At 32.4% G+C, this 12,833-nt stretch carries 12 protein-coding genes; all 12 read right to left on the minus strand.

What is annotated here, in order from left to right:
- Positions 1-766: 766 nt before the first annotated feature.
- A complete protein-coding gene (locus COJ46_RS21825; protein WP_097977076.1) occupies positions 767-1,243 on the minus strand; it encodes a hypothetical protein in 477 nt (158 codons plus the stop codon).
- A gap of 72 nt (positions 1,244-1,315) precedes the next feature.
- Positions 1,316-3,805: a transglycosylase domain-containing protein gene (locus COJ46_RS21830; protein ID WP_097977074.1), complete on the minus strand. Its 2,490-nt coding sequence runs from the start codon at positions 3,803-3,805 to the stop codon at positions 1,316-1,318.
- Between the two features lie 189 nt (positions 3,806-3,994).
- Complete coding sequence (locus COJ46_RS21835; RefSeq protein ID WP_097977073.1) at positions 3,995-4,909, minus strand: alpha/beta hydrolase; 915 nt, start codon at positions 4,907-4,909, stop codon at positions 3,995-3,997.
- A 211-nt stretch (positions 4,910-5,120) separates the two neighbouring features.
- Positions 5,121-5,255, minus strand: a complete 135-nt coding sequence (locus COJ46_RS25145; RefSeq protein ID WP_286133585.1) for a hypothetical protein — start codon at positions 5,253-5,255, stop codon at positions 5,121-5,123.
- A 372-nt stretch (positions 5,256-5,627) separates the two neighbouring features.
- Entirely contained in the window at positions 5,628-5,750 is a 123-nt protein-coding gene (locus tag COJ46_RS25150) for a hypothetical protein (protein ID WP_286133584.1), read from the minus strand.
- 365 nt (positions 5,751-6,115) lie between these two features.
- The gene (locus COJ46_RS21840; RefSeq protein WP_097977227.1) at positions 6,116-6,616 is read right to left on the minus strand and encodes a (2Fe-2S)-binding protein; all 501 of its coding nucleotides are present in this window, start codon (positions 6,614-6,616) and stop codon (positions 6,116-6,118) included.
- On the minus strand, positions 6,609-8,900 hold the full coding sequence (gene pucD / locus COJ46_RS21845) for a xanthine dehydrogenase subunit D (RefSeq protein WP_097977070.1): 2,292 nt from the start codon (positions 8,898-8,900) through the stop codon (positions 6,609-6,611). Before pucD ends, COJ46_RS21840 begins: the two co-directional genes overlap by 8 nt.
- Before the next feature lie 10 nt (positions 8,901-8,910).
- Positions 8,911-9,798, minus strand: a complete 888-nt coding sequence (locus tag COJ46_RS21850) for an FAD binding domain-containing protein (RefSeq protein WP_097977068.1) — start codon at positions 9,796-9,798, stop codon at positions 8,911-8,913.
- Positions 9,788-10,435: an NTP transferase domain-containing protein gene (locus tag COJ46_RS21855; protein ID WP_097977066.1), complete on the minus strand. Its 648-nt coding sequence runs from the start codon at positions 10,433-10,435 to the stop codon at positions 9,788-9,790. Before COJ46_RS21855 ends, COJ46_RS21850 begins: the two co-directional genes overlap by 11 nt.
- Positions 10,425-11,468, minus strand: a complete 1,044-nt coding sequence (locus COJ46_RS21860) for an XdhC family protein (RefSeq protein ID WP_098566287.1) — start codon at positions 11,466-11,468, stop codon at positions 10,425-10,427. Before COJ46_RS21860 ends, COJ46_RS21855 begins: the two co-directional genes overlap by 11 nt.
- A gap of 199 nt (positions 11,469-11,667) precedes the next feature.
- Positions 11,668-12,411 (minus strand): GDSL-type esterase/lipase family protein, encoded by a 744-nt coding sequence (locus COJ46_RS21865; RefSeq protein WP_286145534.1) that lies wholly within the window; start codon positions 12,409-12,411, stop codon positions 11,668-11,670.
- Between the two features lie 176 nt (positions 12,412-12,587).
- On the minus strand, positions 12,588-12,833 hold a 246-nt coding region (locus COJ46_RS24805; protein WP_098566288.1), incomplete at its 5' end, for a hypothetical protein.

Raw genomic sequence — 12,833 nt, forward strand, 5'->3', positions numbered from 1 at the left:
TCATATGATTCTTTTTTAGCAAACAAACTGAAGACCGCTAAGCAGTCTTCAGTTTGTAAGCAAAGTACTAAAAGCTTGATTGATTATTAAAGTAAAATACCTATTCTCTACATTTCTTCCCAACCCCTTATTTAAGACATCAATTCCATTCCTAAAAACTACCAAATATAAAAGTAAAAACCGCATTTCGGTTATTTTCGAATTGCGGTTTTATTATTTTTAAGATTCTTTTTTTATTTTATAGTTAACTCTAAACAAACCATTCTTAACTCCAAAATGATGATACTAGATAAATCAAAAAAATCTTCATCTTTAGGCTAATCATTACATCTTTTCAATTAATTTATCTACGATTGTATTTATTCTCTTATTTTGTTCCTCAATCATTTTTTGTTGTGTCTTTAAAGTTTCTCTATTCTCATCAATTTTTTCAACCGGCATTTGCAATAAATAAATAGTAATGGACGATCTTTGGAAAAGTGGATTAGAAAGCCACAAAAAAATAAAGAAAATTCAAGTAGCTGTACTTACTTATCGTCCTACTGATTCAAATAAGGAATTATCCTATTCAACTGTTAGACAAAAAAATGGAAATCTTTTAATGGATAATTTTTTATACTTATACTTGGAAATAATGGGAAAAGCCTCTATATAATGAACGATTAAAAAAATCATATTATAACTTGAAAGATACTTTCAAAAAGCAGATCCTATTAAATAAAACAACCAAATTAATGCCCTCGATTTTTTGGGGGCATTAGCATTCTCATTTTTTGTAAATATTTGCATTAAGAATATTCTTACACTTTTTAATCTTTTGTTTGATTTGCATATTTTCAAAGAAATATACTTCTGTACCTGACCAAATAAATACCCAACATACTATGCTTAATATGCCTCCGATATAGGCATGACTTTTTTGAAGCTTTAAATAAAACAGGCCAATGATAATACCAAAAACAAATAAAATAATTGTCTTTTTAATATTTCTAGCATAAATTCGTTCATCAGTTTTCATGAGATTAGAAAATGAGTTCAACGTTGCAGTTTTTAATGAATTTTCATCAAAATTATTTTGACCAACAAATAGTAGCTCTATATTTTTTCTTTTAGCACTAAGTAGTTTAGATAATATAAAATCTTCTAAATCAGAGCTTAAGTGTAAATAGTCATCGCTATAATAACTTGCATATGGATTATCCGAATCTTTTAAAAAAATATTAATACTTATTTTATCTTCCATTTTAATACTCCTTTAACTTTATTCACTTGAAAAAACGCATTGATATTTTCTCAATGCGTTTTAAATTTAAATTTAATGAGGATTTTTAGGGTTAGGGACGATCGGATTTACAATATTATCACCATTGTTTCCTCCTGTACCCGGCGTTTGATCACCTGGGTTTGTCCCTTCTCCTGTCCCGTTTCCATTCCCTTGCTCATTTCCAGTTCCTTGTCCATTTCCCTGTCCATTTCCGGTTCCTTGTCCACCTTCATTTGTAGGTGGTGTAGTTGGTTGTTCAGTAGAAGATAAATCAACAGTAACTGTAACTGGTCCACTCTTACCTTCAGTACTTATAGCAATAATCGTTATTTTCACAATATCTCCAGGGACAATTCCATTAATACTTGTTGCTGTACCCTGAATTCTTTGAGTTTGTCCCGCTGCACCATTTACAGTATAACTGACTTCAAATGACGTTTTTTGAAGCAGATTTGCAGGATACGTCCAATTTAAAGAAATATTACTTGTAACAGGGTCATAATTTGCCTTAACATTTTTTGCAGACTCAATCACTATATCTTTAGGAATATCATCTACTTTTTCTCCTCGAATGTATAATTCGTTTCGAATTTCTTCAACTGATGAAGGTTTTCTAAATATAGCGTTTCGATCTCCATTGGCCGCTAACATATCTCTTGCAATGAATTTGGCAATATTCGTTGAACCTTTACCAAGAAAATTATTCTTTTTATTTTTTTCATACCCTGTCCAAACAGCCATTGTAACATCAGAAGAATATCCAATAAACCAACTATCACGAGTTGCGTTATCCGGAAATCCGTATTTTTGTTTTACTTCATCAGAGTAATTTGTCGTACCTGTTTTTCCTGCCATATCAAGTCCTGGTACATTTGCTCTCTTACCAGTACCAAGTGGTGTTTTTACTACATCGCGAAGCATATCTGTTACCATATATGCAGTATAATCACTCATTACTTGTTTAGGCTCAGTTTCAAATACTTTTTCAGTTTTATCAGGATAAATAATTTTTTTAACAGAGTGAGGCTTATTATAAATACCACCATTTCCAAATGCAGCATAAGCTCCTGCCATCTCCATTGCTGATACACCTGTGAATCCTCCTATAGAATAAGATTCATAATATGTATTTTTCGAAAAATTAAACCCTAAACCATTCCCAAATTCTCTAGAACGATCACTTCCTACAGCCTGGAAAGTCTTTAATGCTGGAATATTTCGTGAATCGACTAATGCTAATCGAATTGAAATATCACCTTTATATTTTCGATCCCAGTTTCTAATAGGTGTACCATTCGAATATGTATAAGGTTCGTCAAGAATTTGATGATAAGTTGACCATTTTAAATACTGAATAGCTGGACCATAATCAAGAATAGGTTTAATTGAAGATCCCGGCTGTCTTTTAATATCAGTTGCAAAGTTTAAACCACCAGAACTTGTATTTCTACCAGCACCTACTGCTCGAATTTCACCCGTTTTCGTATCTAATAATACAAATCCAGTTTGAAATTCATCACTAGGATAGAAGCTTTTACCTCTACTTAATATTTCATCTGCTTTATCCTGAGCATTTGGATCTAATGTTGTTTCAATCGTTAATCCATCAGTATAAACATTTGCATCACTGTTTTTTTCTACTTCATTTACGACTACATCGATAAATGAATTGTATTTTGTCCCACCAGATTCATGAACCTTTACTAATGATTTCATTGGAATTGCTTTTGCAGTTGTATATTGTTCATCTGTAATATAGCCATATTTTTTCATTTGACTTAAAACCGTATTTCTACGATTTTGTGACTCAATAGGGTGCTTTGCAGGATTATAGCTATTTGGAGCCTTCACCATACCTGCTAAAGTTGCTGCTTCTGGTAAGGTAATTTTAGATAAATCTTTACTAAAATAAGTTTCACAAGCTTTGGCTACACCATATACTCCTCGCCCTTTAAGTCCATTTGAAAAGTAGACTTTATTTAAATACATTTCTAATATTTGATGTTTAGAGTATCTTTGTTCTAATTTAAATGCTAAGTACATTTCCTGAACTTTACGCTTAATTGTTTTTTGAGAAGATAAAAATGAGTTCTTTACTACTTGCTGGGTGATTGTACTTCCACCTTGCGATCCGAAACCACCAGTAATATTCGCTAAAACTGCACCGAATACCCTTCGAATGTCTACGCCTTTATGTTTATAAAACCGCACATCTTCAGTAGCAATAAATGCGTCTTCTACAACCTTTGGAATTTCACTGTAGGACACCTTTGTACGTTGTTCTCTACCTAACTCTGCTACAACTTTGCCATCCTTATCAACAATCGTCGAAGATAATGGTACTTTGAGTTTTGATTCATCTAATGCAGGTGCTCCGCTAACTAAATATGAAAATATTCCTACACCAATCAGTATGAAAACAATTACGATTGATAATAATGTTACAGTAATTTTTTTCCATAAGCCTTCTGGCTTATTGGAAATTTTAGAAGGCTTTTCCAGCCGTTTACGTTCCTCTCGCGAACGATATTCATTTGCCATTTTAGTTCGCCTGCCTTTTTAGTAAAATAGAGCTTTTGGGGCAAAAATTATACTTTTTATTTAAACTTTATAAATAATAGTATTTTCTACACGCTCTACTTTCATGTACTGAAGAATATCTTTCTCAAATAAAAAAACAGATAAACCGCTCTTTAAGGTTCATCTGTTTCACAAAATCTAATTAGTTATTTAATTTGCATTTGAAAACGTCTTTTCAATAAAATCTATTACTTTCTTCGTATATGGTTCCGGTTCTTCTATAAATGTTGTAATATGTCCATGTTCTGTAAGCCATAATGTTTTTTCGTTTTCATTAGGGATTTGTTCATAAATCATTTCACTACTACTGAATGGTACTTTCAAATCATTCTTTCCATGAATTAATAAATAATTTGTAGAATTTCCTTTTTGAACTGATATAACTGGAGATACTTCTTTTGGGTCGATCTTTAATAAATGTTTCATCGAACGTAAAATGATTGAAGTAAACGGTTTTTTAGGTAATTTTGACCAAACGCTTAAATTATCTTCCAAATAAGTTTGTAAATCATGAAATGGGCTATCTGCAATAACGCCTTTAATTTGCGGATGAAGACTACCAACCAGTAAACAAGTCGCCCCACCCATACTCCATCCAAGCAAAACAATTTCTTGTTGTTTTCGTTGGTTAATCACATATTCCACTGCCGACGATAAATCATGCTGTTCATAATATCCAATTCCTGTTGTTCGTCCACCTGATTTTCCACTATTACGGAAGTCAAACATCAATACATTATACCCTTTTTCATGGATTGATTGCACTATTCGAAGACCATTAATCTTTTTTTGACTTCGTTCATCTGTGTACCCGTGTGCAGTTATGACAGTTTTAGTTGTTGAATGTTTTGATGGTATCCACCATCCTCTTAGCACAACTTGATCAAGATTACTCTTAAATTCAACCTCTTCAAATTGCAAATTATAATCGGCAGGCGTCTGTTCTGTTTTTCGTCTAAATGGATGCGTTAAAATTAAACCGACTAATATCGGTATTAGGAAGAATAAAACCGGCGACAAAATTAACATCCAAATTATAAGCTTATTTATTTTTTTCCGTTCCATCTTGCACACTCCTTTTGTCTGTTAGCCAAATAGAAGTTCTTCTAATTAAAGTATGAATTATGTTAGACTTTGTTAGTCTTAATAAACTTTTATTTATGTATTAATTGTATCTTTTTAAGTTCCTGTTAATCAATAGAAAAGGGGTGCCAAATTTCAGTTTACCGAATTTTTTGGCACCCCATTTAATGAACTTTATAATGACTTAAAAAATTTACTTATGTGCTAATTTTGTGATGTCTTCCATTATACAATCTTGTGGTCCTTGTTTACATGTTAAAATAACTAAAGTTGTGATTGCGACTAGATAAAATAAAAGCATTGTACAAAATCCGATCACTAAAATCATAAGATTACCACCTTTTTGTTTGTTATGACTTTCACAAGTTAAATTTAGCATATAAAGGTTAGAGTAAATTCTCTATCTTATGTATTTTTTGTGACAAAACTCACAATGTATGATCTGATGGAGACTGAAACAATCATTTGCTAGAAAGTGTTAAGGCAACGATTGCGCTAATTCGCTTTATCGTTGCCATCATCAATATATTACTGCTAAAAAGAAGTAACCGTCCTTCCCCAAGGACGTATTTGTCAGCAGTATCAATACGGGTGTTGTGCTTAAGTTTCGTGTTACCAACACCATACTCTTATTTATTTTACCCATATTATATAAGAATTTATAATTACTTCTATCAACTTATAAGTGATTATATAGCACTTAATTCGAATTTAAATAGTAACATCCTTCTGCCATGTTATTAAAAACTTCATGTAAGTCAACATGATTAATTAATTGGTTTTCTTCATTTAATGGTAAATTACTATTTGAAACCAAAGTCATCATACTCCTTCCTTTTTTGATGACTAAAAATCTAAACTACCCAGTGTATTTTAGAATATCATATTTCTGAATTTTCGGAAATAAATTCCAGTCTTACTAATCAGTTAATAAAAACAATTAACCAATTTATGATTTCATCAAAATATTTAAAAGAAATAAACAAACAAAATAGGGACAGTTTATCTGTATTATTATTAATCACCAGATTGATTATTATATTCGAAGTATAAAAACCAGGAATTGCACCATAAAGAAAATTAAAAAATATCTCTAAACGCAAAAAATCCCCTCATATTTCCACTATTTACTATAGGGGAAATATAGAAGGACAAAATTTAAAATTAGTGTTATTTATACTTAAATAATTAAATCTTATTTATCATTGCAATTGCTTTTTGGACCGAGCGTATAATTCCTGTATATCCAGTACACCTACATAGATTACCCGATAATGCTTCTTTGATTTCATCCTCTGTTGGATTTGAATTTGTGTCGATGAGTGCTTTTACAGCCATCATCATACCCGGAGTACAGTATCCACACTGATACCCTCCTTCTTCTAAGAAAGCTTTCTGTATAGGATGGAGTTCTACATCTGCTATCCCTTCAATTGTACAAATTGAAGTATTATTTACTTGATAAGCCATCATTAAACATGAATTAACTAGTTTATGATCCATATGGACAGCACACGCACCACATCGACCAATTTCACAAGAAATTTTTGTTCCTGTCATATTTAAATGTTCTCGTAAAATGTCAATAAGACGCGTTGTTGGAGCAACATGTAGTTGTTTTTCAATATTATTTATTTTTAAATTAAGTTCAAGCAAATGAATAGGTTGATCTTGATCATATTTATTCATACCCATTATCTGATCTCCTTGAAGTTATTAATTTCAATAAATATTCTGGTGAAATTGGTAATTTATTGATCCAACACCCTGTTGCATCAAAAATTGCCCTAGCAATTGCAGGAGCAACAGCAACTGTTCCGATTTCTCCAACTCCTCTAGGTCCAAATGAATCTTCTTCATCAAGTTTTTCAATTGGTTCTACATTTAATTTACAAGGTACATCACAAATTGTTGGTATTAGATACGTATCAAAGTTATCAGAAACATAAACTCCATTTTCCATTAACGAATCTTCCATCAATGTATACCCTAAAGCCATTACACCTCCACCTTCTATTTGTCCTTTATACCCTAAAGGATTAACAACTGGTCCAGCAGCAACTACCTGGTCTAATCCAATGATCTTACTTTTACCAGTAAGGAGATCAACCTCAACCTGCGCTAAAACGGATGCGAAGGAATAAACATAGTTACTTCCTCCAATAGTAGCATCAGGACTTGTTGGAAAATCAAATGAAGTTTGAACAATTATTTCTTTTTTTTGAGGCATTTTTTGAGCAAGCTCTTTATAAGACATAATAAATTTATCTTCTTTACCTTTAACTTTCACCCAAATTCCATTCGGTCCCATTTTAAGAATATTCATAGGTAATCTAGTAAATTTTTGGGCTAGTTCAAGAATCTGATTGATAAATGCATCTTTCATTCTTTTTAGGGAATGCCAAACCATGCTTGTAGCCCTAGAAGCTGTTGAAGAACCACTAACTGGCACTTGCTCAGTGTCGCCTATAATAATATTAATATCATTGATTGAACAATTAAATTCATCAAGTAATAATGTTTGGATGACTGCAAGTAAACCTTGACCACATTCTTCAAATCCAAATGCCGCTTCAATTTTACCTTTTCGTGTAAACGATAAACGGCCTCCAGCTGGATCTATTCTTTCATATCCAAGTCCCCCACCATGCATTGTAAGTGCAATTCCTTTTCCATATACCTTCCAATGCTGACTAAGCTCTTTTTCATTTTGATTATTTTGTATTGGTGTTTTAGATATTTGATTTAATACATCATAAGCACCATTTGTTGGTACAATCTTTTGACCTAATGGCCCTAAATCAGTTGTTTTTCTTAAATTTTTAAAACGAAATTCAATTGGATCCATTTTTAGTTTTTCAGCAATTCGGTCTATTTGTCCTTCAAGAGCAAATGTAATTTGATTTCCACCAAAACCTCTAAATTCACCCGCTACTCCATTATTTGTAAACACTGAGTATCCTTTAATGTCAATATTAGGTATGATATAAGGTCCTGAGGCATGGCCAATTGCAAATTCTAAAACCGCTGGACCTAATGTTGCGTATGCACCTGTATCAGCAATAATTTTCACTTTATGTGCCACAATTTCTCCATTTTCGTTTACACCGGTTTTCATTGTAATTTTCATTGGATGACGCTTTATGCCAGACTTAACAGACTCACTTCTACTTTGGTGAATTTTAATTGGACATTTAGTTTTTAAAGCTAACAATGCTCCATATGGTTGAATATTTAATTCATCTTTACCTCCAAATGAACCACCCATTGGGCTGGAGATAATTCGAATATTTTCTTCTGGCATATTTAGGATTCTGGACAATTGAAAACGATCTTTAAAACCATGCTGTGTTCCAACATATACTGTTAGATTCCCACTTGATTCAGGGACTACGATTCCTCCTTCTGTTTCCATATAGGCATGCATTTGCCTAGGTAATTCATAAGTTTCTTCTACAATTGTATTACATTCACGAAAGCCTTGGTAAGCATCACCTTTTTGATATTTAGCTTGATGTAAAATATTTCCTTGTTCATGTAATTTAGGAGCGTCTTTGCGGAGAGCTATTTCAGGGCTATTTATAACAGGTAGCTTTCTATATTCGACTTTTATCAAATCCAGTGCATGTTCAGCAATTTCTTCTGTATCAGCGGCAATAGCAGCAATTGCATCACCGACATATCTTACTCGATCTTTACAAAAAACGGGTTGGTCAGGGAATATTAAACCAAAACCATTTAAACCAGGGATATCCTTATAAGTAACAATCGCTTTAACCCCCGAAAGTTTTTCAGCTTCATCAATTGATATAGATAAAATCTCTGCATGCGGCTCAGTGCTTCTTAATACTTTTCCATATAACATGTTTGGGAAGGAAAGGTCTGTTAGATATTTCATTTCACCGTTCACCTTACTTAAACCATCCGGACGAACTCTTCTTTCTTTTTCTGTTGGAATCAAATTTTCACTCATTGTTCACCTCTTATTTACTAACTATTTTAGTAATCTCGTAAACAATAATATTAGTTGTAATCTCCTGTTTATAGTTTGAGGATGTAAAATGGTCAGAAGGAGGTTTGAATTCCTTTTTGATTGCTTGAGCTATTTCCTTTAATTGATAAGATGGTAGGTATAACTTTTTAATCATCTCTTCGGTGTCTACTAGCCTCTGAGGTGAAAAAGAGCTACCACTAACAGCTAGGTAAACTTGTTCAATCACCTTTTTTTTGCCAATTTTGAAATAACCAGATATACTCACAATACTTTGACAAAAACTCTCTCTTAATCCTATTTTTTTATAGAAATAATTTTCACTAGCTTTCTTTGTTTGTACAGGTATTTTAACGTTCACGAGAATGGAATTTGATAGATATTTCTCATCTTTTATACATTCTGTTAACTTTATTTCTCGCATATGATGTCCATCATATAATATAAGACTCGCATCAAGTACTAATAATGCAGGAATGACATCACCATTACCATTTGCAATATTTCCCCCAATTGTTGCTCTATTTCGAATAGCTGGAGATGCAATATTGCGAATGGCTTCAACTAATATTGGGACATTTTTAAGGAAAATTGGTTTACTCCTACAACAATCTAAAGTGGTTAATGCTCCAATTAGGATAAAGGTTTGACGATTATTTTTCATCAACTTATACTCCTGCAATTCTTTTACGTTTTCAATACTTATTAGATTTTTAGGATACTGTACTCCCTTTTCCCAATAAGTTTGTAAAAGAGTTCCACCTGCGATTATGCATGATTCATTAAGGAATTCCTGTTTTAATTTGTATGCTTTTTCAAGTGTATCTGGAATCCATACAGCAGGATAATGAAAGTTTGCATGTCCTTGATTAATCACCATTAAGCTCAATTCCTTTCGCTACATCATACGCTTCTTTTGTATCGATATCGAAAAAATCCCACTTATTCTCAAATTCAACTAACAAACCTTCTAATTTAGTATGATTCCGAATAATTGCTCTTGCTCCTTCATCTCCATTTAACATGTATAAGTCAGGTATCATATTTGGCGATAGGATGATTGGTGGTCTAGGAACACCTTGAAAGCTTGCTGCTAAATAAGGAATTGTTAATTTGTCACTAATACGCTTTAAATAAGTTTGATGTAATTCATTAATCGTTTGGATCGATAAAAAAGGTTGGTCTGCGAGGAGGATCATGACCCCTAAAGGCTTTGTTTTTAGGGCTTGAGTTAAACCACATTTTAAAGAATATGATTGTCCCTTGTTAGCATTTGTACATGGAACATGTGTCCATGAATCTTTATAAGGTTTTTGAAAAAGATCTTTGCTAATCCAATTTAGTGAATCATCTTCTTTTGTTACGACAAAAACATGGTCAATATTAGAATTGATAAATTTCCGTAACCCGAAACTTCCAATTGTACAATTACCTAAAGGAAGTGAAATTTTATTCTGCCCCATTCTTTTACTACTACCAGCAGCAAGTAAAATTGCAATGATTCTACTATTCTTCATGCTTAGATATCTTCTTTATTCTTTGTCTCTGAATTAATTCACCAACAATACTGATTGCAATCTCTTCTGGGCCCTCAGCACCAATTTGCAGGCCAGCTGGGCTATTTATTTCTGTATCTACTTTTTTACCTTCCAAAAGACGTTGGATTCGTTTTTTACCACCAAGAACTCCTAAATACTTAAGATTACTATTTAAAATATGATTTAATATTTCCTTATCTTTTTGGAATTGATGGGTAATGATGATAGCAGAATCAGAAGCAGTCAATTTAAGTCTTGGTATGATTTCACTCGGAAAGCCCACTAGGATTTGTTCTGCGTCTGGAAAATATTCGTTAGAACATAAATCCGCACGCCAATCGGTTATAGTTACAAAGAATCCTGCTAAAGATGCAAGTTTTACTAAAGGAATCGCATCCTTACCTGCACCAAACACGAATAATCGAGGCTTTGGATGAAAAGTATGTAAATACGTATTAGTATCAAGCGGTTCAATCGTTCGTATCCCACTTTTTTCATTAGAATAATGTAATTCATTAAGAACACTTTTAACCCGCTCTAATTTTCCTTGATTACAATTTCCAAAAAAGGTCTTTTCATCCACTAAGAATAAAGTTTCAACGTCATTACTATCATCCGACAAAATTTTCATCATCGATACACTCGTACCATTTAATAGGAATGTTTTTAATTTAGTTAGTAAATTAAACATAATTTCATCAATTGGCTCCAAAAGTACAGTAATAATTCCGTTACACCCTGCTCCATCGCCCCATGTTAAATCATCTTCTGCACTCATGTCATAAATAACAGTTTGAGGTGTTTTCCGTTCTCTTGTTTCTTGAACTCGATATGACAAATCTGCTTCAAGGCAACCGGCACCTAGTAAGCCAACCTCTTTCCCATTTCCCTTAAATAAAATGGAAGTTCCTTCTTTCCGGTAGGCTGAGCCTTCTACATGAATAATTGTAGCTAGTACATCACCCTCTTTAGCTGATGTAATCTCATTTAGTATCTCATGGATACTTTCCATTAGATCACTCCTAAATATAAAATCAAAATCCAAGCGGCATTTTTAGTAAATATTAATATATAGTTCTATGATGAATGTGTTATGTCTCCATTCAAAATTAATTAACATAAGAAATAAAACAAAAAAAAAGATTAACCACAATCTATGGTTAATCGCTAACTATAATTAAGTTAAATTAAAAAAACTTAATACAAAATTATTACTTTTTTATACCGAGCGCATTCCTTCCGATATTAGCAAGTACAGTTTGTCCATCAATCGTTGGATGTATATCTCCCTGTCTAACATACGTTGCTTGCTTTTCATCAAACGCTGAAAAAGCATCAGCTATTTTTACATTTTTGTATTTACCTGCAATGCTAGCAATTTTAGGATTAATGATGAATGATAATAATTGATTTGATAGTTTATGCATCGGTTGATTATTTACTTGAAATGGATTATAGATATTGTACAAAACAATCGGAGCATCGCTAAGTTCACGAATTTCCTTAATTATTTTATTTAAATTCCCTGTTAATTTCGGCATCATTGAAGTAATTTTTCCAGGAAGTTGTTCTAAATGATTACTTTTTTTCAAAGTATGTAACAAATCATTATTACCTATGTCCAAAGTAATATAGTCTGCATGTTTTATTGATTGTCTGAAATTGGTATCATATTTTATTGCTTGTAAAAGATTAGCTGTCGTCCAACCTGGAACGCCTAAATCACGAACTTCAAGGTTTGCGTTTTCACCAATAAGAAAAGGGAACGCATAATCTGATGGTATACTATTCGTAGTACCTAAATTGAAACCAAATGTTATGGAATCTCCAAGACCTACAAGATCAATCTTTTCATAAGTATTAACTTTCTCCTCTTTTGCAAGTGCTGTATTTGAAAATAAAGAACCTGCTAAAGCAAAAGTAAGAAATGAAATAACAATTTTACTTCTTCTCAACAAATACGCCCCCTTAAATAAGTGTATTAAGATACTAAACTTCTTTTTATCATAAGTAAAAAGTAGTAATTCAAGACTTAAGTTACTAATTTTCAGGATTATACTCTTATTACCTTTTTTATAGTTATTGTGTTTTATTAAATTATTTGTCTAAAAGAACAAAAACATGTAACCATTTACTTAGTTTTGATAATAATAAAAGGATTTTGAGAAATAAAAAAGCTAACTGTATTAGTTAACTTTTTATCACGCTGTTGAAAAACAATCTTTCCAACCATAATTATCAAATTTTCGTAAAAGGAGCCTGCGTGATGTTGATTTCCATTACAGGATGCTCGCTTTCCATGGGGCGAAATTCTTTCGCCTCCTCGGCAAGCCTGTGGGGTCTCAGCCTTTCCGCTTATCCCATAGGAGTCGAGCAT

The organism is Bacillus sp. AFS077874 (assembly GCF_002566505.1).
In the GTDB taxonomy this organism is placed as follows: domain Bacteria; phylum Bacillota; class Bacilli; order Bacillales; family Bacillaceae_G; genus Gottfriedia.